This window comes from Chrysosporum bergii ANA360D, assembly GCF_029891735.1.
GTDB lineage: Bacteria > Cyanobacteriota > Cyanobacteriia > Cyanobacteriales > Nostocaceae > Umezakia > Umezakia bergii.
Map to the genome: position 1 here is coordinate 1 of NZ_JANQDH010000047.1, position 14,712 is coordinate 14,712.

Below are 14,712 nucleotides of genomic sequence, written 5' to 3' on the forward strand. Positions count from 1 at the left end.
AAAGATGAAATTGAACTAATCCTAACTTGCACTCAGATACAAGAAACATTGAATTTACCTGTGGAAGATGGTTACAACTTTGATGAATGGAATTGGTTAAAACTGTCTGAAAAATTAAGCTATGGGTTAAGAGAGGCTAAATACGAATTGAATTTACATCAAATATGGTTTGAATACTACCATATGAGAATTGATGTTAGAGACATAGCTACACGTTGGTCATTGGAAGTAGATGATTTAAATCACCTACTTAGAGAGGCAACTATCTTACTGCAAGAATATGGGTCACTGAGAGGTAAAGATGTTTAGACAAACTAAAGACGGTTACAGCTTGATTAACCCTGACTTCCTTAATAGCCTCTCAGAATTTAGCCTTACTAGAGAGGATGGTAAGTATGGGTACTTTCGTAAAGAACTTGGTTACTGGAATTGTAAACGCTGCATAAACGGTAAGACCGTTACCAGTCCTATGACTGCAATACGTTTAACTCATCCAATCATTACCAAGATGATAGACAGTTTATATTTTATGCCATAAGTTATGCCATAAAATACATCATAACTTACCTTGATAGCTGTAACCTTTACTGAATAAGGGTTACAGCTATTTTTTTGCGTTGGTCTGTAAACCCTGTAACCCTGATTATTTGGTAGGGACCCTAGGCTATTCTCATCAATTCTCAATAAGAAAATTCTACAACCCTTACTGTATAAGGCTTATAAGGTTTGACCCTCTCTCTAAATCCCTCTAACTGTTATACAGTAAGGGTTCTAGCCTCTAATATTATTATCCCATATTTATATCAACTTGTTATAGTACTTATGTACGTATTACACAAAATTACTTTACGTAGTATGTTGACGTGGGTTAAATATGGGTTAAAGTAGGTTTTATAGAGTTTGGGTTATGCCCTCAAATTCCCTCTAAGTCTAGCCATAAAAAAATGCCAGGAACCAGACTTGAACTGGTGACACGAGGATTTTCAGTCCTCTGCTCTACCAACTGAGCTATCCCGGCAGGGTTTGTTTTTCACCCACAATAACTAAATGTAGCACAAGAAAAATGGTTTGGCAAGGGGTTAAAGAAAAAAAGTTTAACCCCATCTCAACTTCAACTTAACCAACAAAAAAACTGCTACAAAAAATACAAACTGCACCAAGACAATACTAGGACCTGATGGCAGGTTAAAAATACCGGAAACCATAATACCAGTAAGGCTGGTGGTAGAACCCAGGATGATGGATAGAAGCAAAAAGCGGCTAAACTGATAACTCATCAGTTTGGCTGTAGAGGCGGGAATTACCAAAAAAGCGTTTACTAGCAAAACACCCACAGCTGTAATGGCTATGGCAACAGCCAGAGAAAGTAAAATGACAAAGCCATAGCGATACAATTGAACTGGAACTCCTTGGACTTGGGCTACATCCGGGTTAAGGGTCAACAGGATTTGTTGTTGCAGGGTTGAAAATAAAAATATGCTACTGGCTACCAGTAAAACTGTGGTCAAAATCAAATCTGTAGAATTGATAGCCAGAATGTCCCCAAACAATACTTTCATTAAGTTCCCCCGATAACCCGGAACGAGGGTAGTCAGAATTACGCCAATACCTAATGCTCCTGATAGCACTATACTGAGAATGCTGTCACTGGCTAAATCAGTTTTGTCGATGAGGTAGAGAACAACCAGTCCAAAAACCAGGCTAAAAGGCAACAGCATCCAAGTGGGATTTAATTGTAGTAATACACCCAAGACCACCCCAATTAATGCTGCATGACCAACAGCATGGCTAAAAAATGACAACTGGCGTAATGTAGCAAAACTACCAAGTAACCCGCCTAGTATTCCCATTAACACAGCACCCACCAGGGCACGCTGCATAAAGGGAAATTGTAACAAATTGACAAATTCCAAACTGGTGGCGATCGCCAGCAAGTTGTTCTGGTAAATTAAGCATAAATACATAATTACAATAATCTTTTAGGGAACGGAGGATATAGACTATCATAGATATAGGATTTTATAGACACATGAGATACAAACACTAAGTATAAATCTTGTAGTGCTGGCATCTTCCCTAGGGATATACAAATTAAATGGGTAACAGCTTATATATTGTGCAACATTTAGCAAATCAAACTCTCAGCACCGAAAAAGCTCAACGAATGGCAGAATTTTTCAGCTTCTTGGGAGATCCTAATCGCTTGCGAATTCTTTCTTTTTTAGCTAACCAAGAACTATGCGTTAGTGATTTAGCAGCATTATTAAACATGAGTGAATCTGCTGTTTCACATCAGCTGCGAAACTTACGAGTAATGCGGTTAGTGGGCTACCGTAGGCAAGGACGTAATATATTTTATCATCTCCACGATAATCATATTTTCCATCTTTATCAGGCTGTTGCCGAACATCTAGATGAACCGGAGTCTAGTTCTTCCTTAACATAACGCCAAGGTAACATCAACGCTGCAAACCCTTGGTCACATCAACGGACAAACTAGACCCCGTGTGAATTTTCAACAGTTAGATTTTAAATTCTAACGTTTGCTACTACCACGGTAAGGAACTGCATTAAGATAATCAATATCAAATGCAGAAATCTTCTGGGCATAGTTGCCTTTGCCACTAACTGCTGCTGCCATGTCAGCATATTTGCGGGGGTCGCCTTCCCGTAGGCGTTTTTCCTGAAATTTGCGGGTGTAGAATTTCTCCAGAATAAACCGCCAATCGGTTGTTACTGTGCCGACTTTTTCTTGGAAGTCTTCACCGTAACGAGGTGTTACCAGGTTGTGGGGACGACCTTCCATGCGTTTGCGCTGGTAGGGTACGATATTATCGCCGAAGTTTTGGCTGTATTCTTCACTGTCTACTAAAGCATCAACAAAGCCGCCAAAACCTTTGGTAGCAATCACAATTGACCAAGCAATTTGTTCTTCTTTGTTGTAAGACCCACGGCCTAGTATGCGCTTGAGGGTGATATCTACTAAACGGTAGTTGTTGTTGGCTGAGACAACTAAACGATAGAAGGCTTCGGATTTGGCTAACCCCCTGATGAAGTCGCGCACAGATAGTGAGCCGATTTTGAGTTGAGATTCCAAGGCTTTTTGGCGGTTGAACTTGAGAATTTCATGTTCACTGAAAATTTGCCGATAGGCTGCCCAAATAATATTCTGGATATCAGTGTAAGAACTGACATCTTCAATACGGTAGATGTATGGTGTGTCTTCGTTTTGGTCAGCTATACCAAAGCTACTGACCCGGTGATTTTGAGTGGTGGGTTTGTATTGAAGTAATGGCAGAGACATACTGCTTTCTTCCTCTGATCAATAATTAAAGAACAATTAAACAAAAAGTAGCTGCAAAACTGAAGGAGGTTTTAATCCTGACACCTTCACTTGTGCTTTATTTATTCTCTCGCATTATGTTAATGACAAGAGCTAATTCCTCAGCAATTTACCGCAGGGGGAAATTGGCACTAGAATTGATGGACACAGGAACACCTAGGGGGTTAGTATCTCTTGTCATATCGGGAATTTGAATGTTTGCCAGGTTAACTGGTGTAAATTTCAAGGTGTTGATTTGGATGGAATTAGCTAATTCCATGAAGTTATTGATGTCTCCTGGTTTATAAGCCATTTTTTTTAGTATTGGTGAGTTTGGTTTTAATTGGTGGGGTTTTTGGGAATGTAACGATAAGGAAGGGAAACAGCTACAGGTTTCATGGTGGGTTGTGCTGTGGCCACTTCCCTGGAAGTGTCGGGAATTTGCATATCTTTGATTTGAGAGGTAACTGTGGCTACTGTCCGTTGGTAGTTACGCTCATTGGTGATCATTGTTCCAGCCATTTCTATAAAGTTGGCAGGAATTACTCGACGAATTTCTTGTTTACTAGCCACTCCTGTGGTGCGGGCGGTGTAGGAGGAAGGTCCACCGATGGATTCTAACATCATGCGATCGCGCCAGTAGGAACTGTAACGAGGATTAACTAAGTTAAAGGGTCTGTCTTTGTAGCGCCGGCGTTGGAAAGGTACGATGTCATCGCCAAAGTTTTGAAAATATTCATCACTGTCTAACAGGGTATCAATGAAACCGTGTAACCCTTTAGTACCAATGACAATGGACCAAGCAATTTCTTCTTGTTTGTTGTAGGCTGCGCGTCCCAAAAACCGCTTTAAAGTGATGTCTACTAAGCGATAGTTGGTGTTAATCTCTGCTACTTGTGTCCGGTAAACTTCTGATTTACCCAAGCCCCGGATCAAGTCCCGGACGTTAATAGCCCGATTTCGTAATTGAGATTCTAGAAATTTTTGGCGATTACTTTCAATGATCAGGTGTTCGCTGAAGATTTGCCGATATGCTGCCCAAATAATGGCATCAATATCTGTAGCTGAGGTAGCATCCGCTAACCGATAGACTGTTGGTGTGTCTTCGTTGGGGACTTCATAGCCTTCTACACGCTGGTTTTGGCTAGTGAGTGGATAATTGAGCAATGGTATTGACATATTTACTTTTTCCTTGTTTTATGATATCTAATGTCGTGATTTACATAGCCATCTGTACACGAGCGCGAATTGCCATTTCTTGATCAGTGGCTAACATCTGATTGAGTCTAGCCTGGATGGGGATCTGCAATTCAGGTATTTGAGCCAAAGCTTGTAAACCGACAACAGCAGCATAACGGATTGACCATTCTGGGTCTTGGGAAGTTAACAGCAAGGTTTCTAAGGCTTTGGTCAGCGCTGTTTCCCGGTGGGGAGAGTTGAGTTTATGCCAGTGTAAAGTTCCCAATCCCTTAGCAGCAGCCCTGCGGACACTAGGAGCAAAGTCTGTGGCTGCTGCGGTGATTAAAACTTCTAGGGCGCGAGGATCAGCGATCGCTGCTAGGGTGCGAATAGAATAAGCCCGTGCGCCATAGTTATAATCATCAATTTGGGATAGCAATTGTGGAACTGCCACTTCCCCCATTGCTGTTAATGCCCCCACTGCCACTGTTGCCGCAGCGGGGTTATTATACCCAAACACTGCTATTAGTGTGGGAATAGCTGCCACATCTTGGGCTGCTGCCAAGTTTTTGACTGCCACCACCATTTTTTCTGGTGTATCTGCCAGGGCGACGGCGCGAATTAGTTCATCAGTCATGAGTCAGGGGTTGCTAATTAATCATTGACTTCTCATCAGTTTAGAATCCCAGGGGATTCTAAACTGATGTTGCTAGGCGGTCATCAGACACGCTACGCAAGGTTTACGACATGATTTAATAAGTCATACAACTGATGACTACAAAAGTGAATCCATTAAGTTCATCACCTGGATGGCATGATCAGTAAGGAATGGGGCTTCTAAGTCTTGGGTCAGTTGATGCTCAAGCAATCCTTTCAACGCCATGAGCTTAAAGCTATTTTCTGCCTTGGTGTTGGCGATGGCTTCTGCTGCTGCCATGTAACCAATAGCACCTAAGTCTGCTAATACCAGGCGGCGCAATTTCAGGTCATTACTAAACAACATAGCCACTAACTTATCCCCATAAACCGGGTCTTGTGTTAGTTGGTACATTGCTCTAGCTGCCGCACATTGTACCGCGGGGAGGTCATGCTCTAAAAACGGTGAAATTAAAAAAATAGCCTCAGTTGCACCAATAGCTCCCAAGGCTTCTATTACCGCTTCATAGGGCTGGCTCAGATGAGGCCGGCCTGGTACTTGCACAGCCTCGCACACTCCTCCATCTAGCATTTCCATCAGTGCTGGCGTAGCAGTTTTATCTTTTAGCTTTTGCAAAGATTGGGCTGCTGCTTCCCTTACGTAATAATCTGGGCATTCCAAGCACTTAATTAAGCCTGGTATAGCTTTGCTATCACCTATTTTACCCAATGCTCTGGCTGCATTGCGCCGCAGTGGATAACCTCCCATTTCTGTTCTGTCGGCTTCATCCTCTAACGCTGCAATTAAGCCATTAACCACATCTGGGTGGCTAACCTTAAATTTGCCTAGCCACCAGGCTGCGTAATAGCGGAGACTTAAATCGGGTGATTGCAGGTTAGCCAGTGCTTGCTCTGGTGTTAACTGAGGCGCGTTTTCTGCTGAATATTCTTCCGCAGTGGGTTCTTTCATTGCCAGGAAATTAGTTTTGTTCTGCGCTCAATGGGGAAATATTAACGATTTTGCCGCCTAAGCGGTTAATCCGTTGCATTTCTTCGTTCATCCGACTGTATGGCACTGTGAGAAATACAGTGCCACTACGACGAATATCGAATTTATTTTTGTCGGTTTCTGCGCTTTGGCGCAAACCTACGACTTCAAAACGAAATACCCGGCTTGCAGATGAAGAAACGCTACTAGCCCCAAGTGTGGTTTGACCGAACATTACTTTTACATCTCCTGTGTGGTTAATGCCAGCTTAAGCTGACGTGATGCTGACGATTTTGCCGCCTTGTCGATGAATTTGTTGGATTTTGTCAGAAAGCCGCTCGTAAGGTACGATTATTGCTGTAGTGCTGCGTCTAACACTAGGATAGCCACTACCACGGATGGCTGTTACTTCCAGTCGGTAGACGCGATCGCTGACTCCTACAGCATTACCTAACTTCTTCTTGGGAGCTATATCTGCCGCAGCACGGAAATTCCAGTTATCATTGCTGCCAGATGGGCCGACAATTGAAGAAGCTTTGTTACTAGCTAAATCTTGGGCTAAACGGGATTTAGCACCTTCTATCTGGGCGCGATCGCTATTAGCATAACCCCGATACAACCGGAACATACGGGTAAAGCCTACTGTCTTTTGTCCTGGTTGGCTGGCAAAACCACGGTAATATGGAACAATATTCTCACCGAAGTTATTTTGGTACTCCAGAGAATCAACGTAGGAATCTATTTCCGCATCGTATCCTTTGTTTTGATACAAATCTAAGTGGTACACCACTTCTGATTCATCATAGGGAGCGCGACCCAAAAGATGCTTGTAGTTCAGTTCAATGAACCTGGTTTGGAAATTGGAATAAAAAAACTTGGTTTTGTATAGTTCTGATTTAACAACGCTACGGACAAACTCCCGCACTGTTAAGTTACCATCCCGCAGGAGTGATTCAGCGCTGACTAGTCGTTCCGATGCCATCAAATAGTCATTACCCAAAACTTGCCGATAAACGGCGCGGATAACCACTTCTACCTCTTCTTTGCTGGCTTTGGGGCGCAGTTCAATTGGACGTGCATCGCTAAAAGGCTCTGTTCCTAGCCTGGATGCTGCTGCTGTAATTGCCATTGTGCCTCACCTATTGATTTGCATTGCGGCTATTTTTACCGAGTGCCAACTTTACTAAAGCTTTGATGTTTTATTTTTCTGCTTCCTAAAACTTTGCCCGGAGGGAGATGCAACTACTAGGTGAGCTAGAGCATAGCTGACTAACTTCATCCAGCACTTACATCCCTTTCCGGGCAATACACTATTAGCTCAGAGCGTTGATAGCGTAGTCAAAGTAGGTATTAGCTTCGTTAGCAGCTTGTCCACTCAATCCGTGATTGGCTTTCATGTACTTGATAGCTTCAACGTACCAGCTAGGAGACAAATCAAAAGAGTTGTTAATTTCAGCCAAGCCGGCAATCAAAAATTCATCCAAAGGACCAGTACCACCAGCAACTAAGCTGTAAGTAACAATGCGGAGGTAGTGACCAACATCACGAGCGCACTTAGCTTTACCACGGCTATCAGAAGCAAACTGAGGTCCTGGTGTTTGGGTAGTGTAAGGGAATTTTTGATATACAGCCTCAGTTGCACCATCAATTAAGCGCTGGGCGTTAGCAGTCAAAGCACGAGCAGCTTCCATGCTAGCCATAGCACGTACATAACGACCGTTGACTGCTTGCAGTTCGGTGTTGCTTAAGAAACGTCCTTGGGTGTCAGCAGATGCAATCGCTTCGGTAATTGGTGTTTTAACCATCTTCTCAAATCTCCTTGATATTTCGTAAATTTTTGGTCTAATTACCTAAATATTTAGGCGCTATGTAGGCACTATTTAGGCACTGGAATTAATCAGTTATATTAAGCAACCGCAGCGGCAGCGCGATCAAAGTAGCTAGCTACTTCAGAGATTAATTGGCTGCAATCGCCCTTGGTGATACCGTTGGGATCGTTAGCGACGGCAATGGCAGCTTCTTTCATTTTTTGAATCCCTACAGCTACGGAAGAACCGGGGGTTCCTAGAGCTTGGTAGGTTTCGCGCAGGCCGTTTAAGCAGCGATCGTCTAAAACACTGGCATCACCAGCCAAAAGAGCGTAGGTAACGTAGCGCAAGATAATTTCCATGTCGCGTAAGCAAGCAGCCATGCGACGGTTGGTGTAAGCATTACCACCAGGAGCGATCAACTGGGGTTGTTCTTCAAACAAAGAACGAGCAGCGTTGGTCACAATTGCGGAAGCGTTGCTGGTGATGCGGTTAACAGTATCTAAACGCTTGTTGCCTTCTCTAACAACGTTGGTTAAAGCGTCTAGTTGCTCGTTGCTCAAAAACTCGCCTCTGGAGTCAGCTTGAGAAACTACCTTGGTAAATACGTCTAGTGTCATGAACTTTAATCTCCTAATTCGTTAGTTGTGAGATGTCTAGATTAAAACAGGCAATGTTTTATCAAATTTGGAGTTGACAACAGATTTCGGATCAAACTGCTGGTCAATTACTCTTGTAATTCCTTGTTACCCAATCAACAAGCAATTATGAGAGCCTGGGTTAATTATGAGAAACAGGTTTATTTTAACTCAAGTAATTGCCTTGTTTGACTTTCGTCTGTTGTTTAACCCCTTCAGATTATGTTTATACAATGGTATAGATCCTTTGTTTGTTACGTTTTATGAATAAATAAGATGCGGGAATAAGAACTACCTCAAATCCTTTACATACAAGGGCTTTGCCTGAGAAAACCCCACCAAATTAGTAACATTACTTCACAATTGGTAAACAACAGTAAACAATTTATATTTTTTATATTTTCTTAATTTTTTTTTACAGTCCAGTAAATACAGGACGTTAGGGTTTCTATGGGTATTTTTAATCATTGCTGTTTTTATAAAAAAATGTTATTATGATAGGTTTTAAAGTTGCTGCAAGTGGTTGTAATTCATCTTGGAACAGTAAAAAAAGCGCAAAAAAGTTTACAAATCTCAATATTGGTGGCTACTAGTCCAACTGGGCTACAACTGGCTATGAGCAAAAGAATGGGATAAGAAGCTAGGACAGGGGCATCGGCAGGACTTTAAAGGGACGGGGAGGGAATGTCAGACTACTTTTTTCTAGGTCGGTGGGTAGGTCAACTCAGAGGCTAACTCGTCGCCGCAAAACTTCCAGCAAGGTTGTAAATGTCTCAGGGGGGGGAGCAATCACGGAAATCCAATCTTGAGAGACGGGATGTTGTAAGTTTAGTCGCCAAGCGTGCAGCGCTTGACCTGGTAAGTTGACCCCCAGAGAACGACCAGAACCATAAACTGAGTCGCCCACAATGGGATGACCGATTTTGGCAGCGTGGACACGAATTTGATGGGTGCGTCCTGTTTCTAATCGAAAAAGGATTAATGTCTGGTTTCCGAGTCTTTCCAACACTTGCCAATGGGTGAGGGCAGAACGTCCGCCTTTTTCTACGGGGACAACCGCCATTTTCTTTCTATCTTGGGGATGGCGACCAATGGGAAAATCTATGATGCCACTTTCAGTTTTTGGCGCACCGTAAACAATACCCAAGTATTCTCGCCGGGCTGTTTTTGCTTGCAGTTGTGCTTGCAGGCTGTGATAGGCTGTTTCAGTTTTGGCAATGGCGATCGCCCCGGTTGTATCCTTATCCAGTCGATGTACAATGCCGGGACGTTGGACACCGCCAATTCCGGGAAGATGGGGACAATGTGCCAACAAAGCATTAACCAAAGTGCCATCAGCATGACCCGGCGCGGGATGGACGACTAAGCCCGCAGGTTTGTTGAGAATCAGTAATTGTTCGTCTTCATAGAGGATATCTAGGGGGATATGTTGGGCTTGCAGTTCTAGGGGTCGGACTTCTGGAATGTCTAAGCTGATCACATCGCCTGTTTTGACATTGATTTTTTTAGTTGTGCAGATTTGGCGGTTAAGTTGGACATGACCCTGTTCAATTAATTGCTGAATGCGAGAACGGGATAACTCTGGTAGTTCTTCTGAAAGGTAGCGGTCAAGGCGTTGACCCTGGGTGTTTGTTTCTTCTACTTGTAAATTAAATGTGGTCACAATTTTTCTGGATTAATTGCTCTTGCTTGCATTCAAGCAGGCATAAATGGCAACACTATTGATTTTAACCAACTGGCGACCAACAAAAGAACTTGAACTTAATAAGGTGTTACGCATTTAATTTGTATATAGGGAATTTTGCCGAAGTGAGGTACATTTATAGCCGGACTGTATTAAGCAGCGAAGGGTTTTATTAGCAGCAAGCAGGATAGGAGCGCTACAGGATGATCATTTACATTTATATCTCATGTGTTTAATAAATCCGATAATTTTTTAAAAAGTTAACTTTATGAAAAAAAGTAGAACACAATACCACTAATTTTTATTCACATTTCCTTTACTTATTCATCAGAATATTTATATTTTTTTTTAGTACTTTTAACGAAAAATATAGTAACCTGAAAATTAGTTAACTAACTATAGGACTGCTATTTGATTTTTGCAAAAATTCGGCACACGTTATTTATTTTTGCCTGTTCCCTGTTAACAGCCTCTACAAGTAATTTCAGCAATCAAACCGGATTCCTAGTATATGCTATCTACCATTTAGCTAAAAAAACAACTTTTCAAAAAATGTACTCTACTTTTTGGCTGGTGGTGTAACGTCAAGTCTGAATACTTACAGCAGGTCTTCCTGACCCGCGCCAGGGGAGCAAGGTCAGAACAAAGCATTTTACCCCAGCCAAACAAAGCAAGAAAATCCACCATCTCAAACCTGTGTACAATACTGGCTACGGTAACTTAGTCATATAATACACAGGAAATTTAGAAAACCTGATCTTCAAGTGCTTATTAAATGGAATATCAATCTAGTAAATACGTAACTAAGCAATAGTTTTGCTACTGATGGGCTAGAGCCAATAGTCCATGTGCAATAGTTAGGTTACAGTTAGATTAATCAAATGATCGAAATCACCAACAATCAATTTGTTACCCAGGGTCATTAGTCTTGAATTACTTTAATTAACTATATCCATACTGGATGTAGTGTTGACATACCAGTAGTGACTACTGAATCAAATTGATTTTTAAAATACCATTACCACGGTAGCTAGTCATTTGGGCAAATATAGCTTAACACATATTGGTCAATTCGGAGTTAGGGGTGAGAAATCTCTGTACTAACCGAAATGTGACGGCTATATTTAGCTGAATAGTAAGTTGAAAAATTTTACTGTCATTCCTTAATTATATCTCAAATCTGTGCCGATGAAGACACTTCCCATTAGTAGATATAGATTCTTCCAAAAACTCCAACCCATATCTCTGTTAAAAAAAATCACGAGCAAGACTGTTAACGGTTGCTTGCAAGTATTTAGTACATCTGGCTCCTGGTCAATCTACATAGAGGAGGGTAAGCTAATTTATGCGTGCTACTCGGAGAAAATGTTTGAGCCGCTTTACAGAAACTTGCAAATCTTAAGTCAGCAAGTCTCAACACTTCCAGGGGGAATTAATCAGCAGTTACAGGCCATATTTGAAAACGGTATTGAAGATCAAGCAATACCAAACCCAGATTATCTAGCTATTTGTTGGTTAGTCAGCCAAAAATATATTACTCCCGGTCAAGCAGCAATACTCATAGAGCAATTGGCGCTAGAAGTATTAAACACGTTTTTGAGTCTGGAAGAGGGATCTTATGAATTTCTCCCGGAAAGCTTCCTCGATGATATGCCAAAATATTGTCATTTAAATATCCGTTTGTTAGTGGAAAAACATCAAAGGGTTAGCCATGAGAGAACTTATAAACCAAGAGCAACAGTTGTACAGTTAAATCAGCTACCACCTCAAACACAAACTGTTAAAGAATCTCACACAGTTAGCCCAAGCAATCAAACAGCAGATCCTCTCCCACCATCAACAAACAATATTGATCAAGTTTCTGATAGTGGTCAGCAGCCCACAGCATCGGCTGACAAAAAACTTTACACAATACTCTGTATTGATGATAGTCCTACAGTATTAAAAACTATTGAAAATTCTTTAGATGACCAAATATTTTCTGTGATTACAATCAATGATTCTTTAAACGCTTTAATGCAAATTATCCGGATCAAACCAGACATAATTTTATTAGATGTGGAAATGCCTAATTTAAATGGGTATGAATTATGCTCTTTATTGCGTAAACATCCATCTTTAAAAAATACACCTGTAATTATGGTGACTGGTAAAACAGGTTTGATAGATAGAGCTAAAGCAAAGTTAGTTAAAGCCACGGGCTTTTTAGGTAAACCTTTTGTACAAGGGGATTTATTGAAAGTAATCTTCCAACACATCCCCTAATTGGCTGATAATTACTACAAACACCGGATGTAAGTAAGGTCATGTTTTCATGATTATTTACAGCTTCTGCATTATGTAAAATAAATAACCATAATATTTAGAGTATTTGCGATAAAGGTCAATCTCAGATTGCTCCATGTCTATCACTTCAAAAGCCTCTGCATCATTTTGATAGTGCTGTCGTAAATCCTGTAATTTTTTTTCTATATCTAAAATTTTGGGATGTGATGGCAAATCAATCAACTTTAAGAAAGCTCTTTTAGTGGAGTGATAATCACCGGGACCCTCTCTGTCCATACCCTGATGAATTTGAAAAAATATATCTTTTTGTTTATTATTCATGTGTTTGATTTTTATAGACCAGATGTTAATCAAACAGTCAAATTTACTTTGGTTATGCCTTGGCGCATTTCACGTTGTCGCCTTAACCAAGATAGTTTAATTATTCTACCCAGTAAAGGGGCAAATTGAGCTAAGAGCGATCGCACCAGTGGATTTTTCCGTAGTAGTTCGCCTTGGGCTGCTTCTTGTAATTGAAGTTGTTGGGCGCGGATAATTTCTGGCTCCCGTTCGGCTTGAATAGATGATAGTGCTAGGTCAATATTTTTATGTTCAGGGTCTGCTGACAATATAGGCAGCAGATGATTAGCAGCAACAATAACATCACGCAATGCTATATTAATACCTTGGGCGCGGACAGGAGACATGGGGTGGGCGGCATCACCTAAAAGCAGTATTCCTGGTTTGTACCATTGTGGACAACGACCCACCACTACAGATAATTTAATCGGAGATTCGATTGTGTGGGCATAATTGCGGAAATGTTCGGCTAACCATGAGGGAGATAGTGCGGCGAAAATTTCCCCCCAGTTTGCCTGGTTGTGGTCGGTTTTTTCATTAGCCGATATTACCCAACCTAAATGCAGTTTACCAGCCTCAGCACCATGAAAAATGCTAAACACGCGATCGCCATTGACAATAGTGCGAAATATATTATCATCCGCAAACTCAGCAGTGGCTGCCAACTTAAACCAGAGAATATCTATACTTTTGGGTTCACATACTAATTTTAATCCGGCACGTTCCCGAACAATGGAAGCTCGACCATCTGCCCCAATTACTAAGTCAGCTGCAACTTGTCGCCCATCACTGAGTATAACAGCGGACACACGTTCATCACTCCAGAGTAAATCTTTAACAGTAACACCCTGGATAAATTCAAATTGATCATAAGTTTGAGCTTGAGAAATTAGAGCTTGCAGTAGTGGGGGTTGTGATACCAGTGTACAAGGACGAGTTGCCCCCATTGGCTCCTGGACTTGAAATAAATGTTTCCCGCCAATAATAAATTCCCAAGCCTTTAGTGGTCGATGGGGAATATGGTGTAACAACTCCAATAATCCCATTTGTGCCAGTGCATCTAACCCACTAGGCATTAAACCTTCACCCCGGAATACCCGATGAAAATCTTTTGCAGCTTCTATGAGCGTTACATTTATACTATGTTTTACTAAGAGTAGGGCCAGTGATGCGCCCGTTGGACCAGCGCCGACAATGATAATTTTTGCCATTATTCAACCTTACTTTAACAAAGTTATGATATATTTACTCAGGGAGTTTTGATAACTATAGCAGGTAAGAAAGTAACATCAAAACCAGCAATCATTAGTAAAATTATAAAAATTATAAAAATTATAAATTTATGGCAGGCAAAATGGAGCAACTCCAACGACTACTACAAATGGCAGAAGATGAACTAACTCAATATAGTACTGATGCCCGCAAAATTGAGAAATTGCGCCGTAAAATCAGTTTTTCCGTGTCCCTTGCGGAACAAAGGCAAATTAAAGCCGAATTATTAAGTACAATGAATCATAGTATAATTACTAATATTGTCGAGGAACAAAGACAAGTAGTAGCTCTACCATTTTGGGGAATGGCTGGATTAGGTTTATTATTTGGAATTTCTCTCAATCAACCCCTGGTATTATTTGCAGGTCTAGCGGGGATTGTTGCTGCTTTCAGAATTCAAAAGTGGGGTTGGAAATTACAAGCACAGCGTTTACTCTTAAAAACTTTGGAAGATATTGAAGCCCGCATTTCTCCCCTGGGTTAACCCAATAGTGTGAGTGCTAAAAATGACTAATAACTAACAGCACCTGAGCATGGCATCCTACCTTTGGTATAGAAAC

General features: G+C 41.3%; 16 protein-coding genes, 1 tRNA gene and 1 pseudogene. 4 read left to right on the forward strand and 14 right to left on the reverse strand.

Features of this window, described 5'->3' with window-relative positions; genetic code table 11:
* A partial coding sequence (locus NWP17_RS07125) for a hypothetical protein (RefSeq protein ID WP_280654219.1) occupies nucleotides 1–309 on the forward strand: 309 nt, incomplete at its 5' end.
* A 636-nt stretch (nucleotides 310–945) separates the two neighbouring features.
* Here the strand turns inward: NWP17_RS07125 and NWP17_RS07130 are convergent.
* A tRNA-Phe gene (locus NWP17_RS07130) sits at nucleotides 946–1,018 on the reverse strand.
* 76 nt (nucleotides 1,019–1,094) lie between these two features.
* On the reverse strand, nucleotides 1,095–1,964 hold the full coding sequence (locus tag NWP17_RS07135; protein WP_280654220.1) for a metal ABC transporter permease: 870 nt from the start codon (nucleotides 1,962–1,964) through the stop codon (nucleotides 1,095–1,097).
* 131 nt (nucleotides 1,965–2,095) lie between these two features.
* Between NWP17_RS07135 and NWP17_RS07140 the strand changes: the two genes are divergently transcribed.
* Nucleotides 2,096–2,446, forward strand: coding sequence for an ArsR/SmtB family transcription factor (locus NWP17_RS07140; protein ID WP_280654221.1), 351 nt, complete (start codon nucleotides 2,096–2,098; stop codon nucleotides 2,444–2,446).
* 90 nt (nucleotides 2,447–2,536) lie between these two features.
* Here the strand turns inward: NWP17_RS07140 and NWP17_RS07145 are convergent, their stop codons facing one another.
* From NWP17_RS07145 to NWP17_RS07190, 10 genes and pseudogenes are all read right to left on the reverse strand, one after another.
* The gene (locus NWP17_RS07145) at nucleotides 2,537–3,304 is read right to left on the reverse strand and encodes a phycobilisome rod-core linker protein CpcG4 (protein WP_280654222.1); all 768 of its coding nucleotides are present in this window, start codon (nucleotides 3,302–3,304) and stop codon (nucleotides 2,537–2,539) included.
* Nucleotides 3,305–3,452: 148 nt separating this feature from the next.
* Nucleotides 3,453–3,629: pseudogene (locus tag NWP17_RS07150) on the reverse strand (phycobilisome rod-core linker polypeptide); the annotation flags it as partial.
* 32 nt (nucleotides 3,630–3,661) lie between these two features.
* A complete protein-coding gene (locus NWP17_RS07155) occupies nucleotides 3,662–4,501 on the reverse strand; it encodes a phycobilisome rod-core linker protein CpcG1 (RefSeq protein ID WP_280654223.1) in 840 nt (279 codons plus the stop codon).
* 40 nt (nucleotides 4,502–4,541) lie between these two features.
* Nucleotides 4,542–5,138 carry a C-phycocyanin alpha-cysteine-84 phycocyanobilin lyase subunit CpcF gene (locus tag NWP17_RS07160; protein ID WP_280654224.1) on the reverse strand — a complete coding sequence of 199 codons (597 nt, stop codon included), beginning with the start codon at nucleotides 5,136–5,138 and terminating at the stop codon, nucleotides 4,542–4,544.
* Between the two features lie 138 nt (nucleotides 5,139–5,276).
* A complete protein-coding gene (locus NWP17_RS07165; RefSeq protein WP_280654225.1) occupies nucleotides 5,277–6,107 on the reverse strand; it encodes a C-phycocyanin alpha-cysteine-84 phycocyanobilin lyase subunit CpcE in 831 nt (276 codons plus the stop codon).
* A gap of 10 nt (nucleotides 6,108–6,117) precedes the next feature.
* Nucleotides 6,118–6,360, reverse strand: a complete 243-nt coding sequence (locus NWP17_RS07170; RefSeq protein ID WP_280654226.1) for a rod-capping linker protein CpcD — start codon at nucleotides 6,358–6,360, stop codon at nucleotides 6,118–6,120.
* A gap of 33 nt (nucleotides 6,361–6,393) precedes the next feature.
* Entirely contained in the window at nucleotides 6,394–7,254 is an 861-nt protein-coding gene (locus tag NWP17_RS07175; protein ID WP_280654227.1) for a phycobilisome rod-core linker polypeptide, read from the reverse strand.
* Between the two features lie 184 nt (nucleotides 7,255–7,438).
* Complete coding sequence (cpcA, locus tag NWP17_RS07180; protein ID WP_280654228.1) at nucleotides 7,439–7,930, reverse strand: C-phycocyanin subunit alpha; 492 nt, start codon at nucleotides 7,928–7,930, stop codon at nucleotides 7,439–7,441.
* 101 nt (nucleotides 7,931–8,031) lie between these two features.
* The gene (locus tag NWP17_RS07185) at nucleotides 8,032–8,553 is read right to left on the reverse strand and encodes a C-phycocyanin subunit beta (protein WP_280654229.1); all 522 of its coding nucleotides are present in this window, start codon (nucleotides 8,551–8,553) and stop codon (nucleotides 8,032–8,034) included.
* A 742-nt stretch (nucleotides 8,554–9,295) separates the two neighbouring features.
* Nucleotides 9,296–10,234 (reverse strand): RluA family pseudouridine synthase, encoded by a 939-nt coding sequence (locus tag NWP17_RS07190; RefSeq protein WP_425332654.1) that lies wholly within the window; start codon nucleotides 10,232–10,234, stop codon nucleotides 9,296–9,298.
* A 1,209-nt stretch (nucleotides 10,235–11,443) separates the two neighbouring features.
* On the opposite strand from NWP17_RS07190, the gene NWP17_RS07195 reads away from it, so the two are divergent.
* Complete coding sequence (locus NWP17_RS07195) at nucleotides 11,444–12,520, forward strand: response regulator (protein WP_280654230.1); 1,077 nt, start codon at nucleotides 11,444–11,446, stop codon at nucleotides 12,518–12,520.
* A gap of 57 nt (nucleotides 12,521–12,577) precedes the next feature.
* Here NWP17_RS07195 and NWP17_RS07200 read toward each other — a convergent pair whose 3' ends face one another.
* A complete protein-coding gene (locus NWP17_RS07200; protein ID WP_280654231.1) occupies nucleotides 12,578–12,862 on the reverse strand; it encodes a hypothetical protein in 285 nt (94 codons plus the stop codon).
* A gap of 29 nt (nucleotides 12,863–12,891) precedes the next feature.
* Complete coding sequence (locus NWP17_RS07205; RefSeq protein WP_280654232.1) at nucleotides 12,892–14,091, reverse strand: FAD-dependent monooxygenase; 1,200 nt, start codon at nucleotides 14,089–14,091, stop codon at nucleotides 12,892–12,894.
* A gap of 143 nt (nucleotides 14,092–14,234) precedes the next feature.
* On the opposite strand from NWP17_RS07205, the gene NWP17_RS07210 reads away from it, so the two are divergent.
* Nucleotides 14,235–14,636, forward strand: a complete 402-nt coding sequence (locus NWP17_RS07210) for a hypothetical protein (RefSeq protein ID WP_280654263.1) — start codon at nucleotides 14,235–14,237, stop codon at nucleotides 14,634–14,636.
* Nucleotides 14,637–14,712: the final 76 nt, after the last annotated feature.

Excerpts from the sequence above, each read along its gene's own strand:
- NWP17_RS07195 (WP_280654230.1), top strand. The coding sequence starts at position 11,444 with ATGAAGACACTTCCCATTAGTAGATATAGATTCTTCCAAAAACTCCAA.
- NWP17_RS07145 (WP_280654222.1), bottom strand. The coding sequence starts at position 3,304 with ATGTCTCTGCCATTACTTCAATACAAACCCACCACTCAAAATCACCGG.
- NWP17_RS07185 (WP_280654229.1), bottom strand. The coding sequence starts at position 8,553 with ATGACACTAGACGTATTTACCAAGGTAGTTTCTCAAGCTGACTCCAGA.
- NWP17_RS07175 (WP_280654227.1), bottom strand. The coding sequence starts at position 7,254 with ATGGCAATTACAGCAGCAGCATCCAGGCTAGGAACAGAGCCTTTTAGC.
- NWP17_RS07165 (WP_280654225.1), bottom strand. The coding sequence starts at position 6,107 with ATGAAAGAACCCACTGCGGAAGAATATTCAGCAGAAAACGCGCCTCAG.
- NWP17_RS07160 (WP_280654224.1), bottom strand. The coding sequence starts at position 5,138 with ATGACTGATGAACTAATTCGCGCCGTCGCCCTGGCAGATACACCAGAA.
- NWP17_RS07200 (WP_280654231.1), bottom strand. The coding sequence starts at position 12,862 with ATGAATAATAAACAAAAAGATATATTTTTTCAAATTCATCAGGGTATG.
- NWP17_RS07205 (WP_280654232.1), bottom strand. The coding sequence starts at position 14,091 with ATGGCAAAAATTATCATTGTCGGCGCTGGTCCAACGGGCGCATCACTG.
- NWP17_RS07210 (WP_280654263.1), top strand. The coding sequence starts at position 14,235 with ATGGAGCAACTCCAACGACTACTACAAATGGCAGAAGATGAACTAACT.
- NWP17_RS07155 (WP_280654223.1), bottom strand. The coding sequence starts at position 4,501 with ATGTCAATACCATTGCTCAATTATCCACTCACTAGCCAAAACCAGCGT.
- cpcA (WP_280654228.1), bottom strand. The coding sequence starts at position 7,930 with ATGGTTAAAACACCAATTACCGAAGCGATTGCATCTGCTGACACCCAA.
- NWP17_RS07140 (WP_280654221.1), top strand. The coding sequence starts at position 2,096 with ATGGGTAACAGCTTATATATTGTGCAACATTTAGCAAATCAAACTCTC.
- NWP17_RS07135 (WP_280654220.1), bottom strand. The coding sequence starts at position 1,964 with ATGTATTTATGCTTAATTTACCAGAACAACTTGCTGGCGATCGCCACC.
- NWP17_RS07170 (WP_280654226.1), bottom strand. The coding sequence starts at position 6,360 with ATGTTCGGTCAAACCACACTTGGGGCTAGTAGCGTTTCTTCATCTGCA.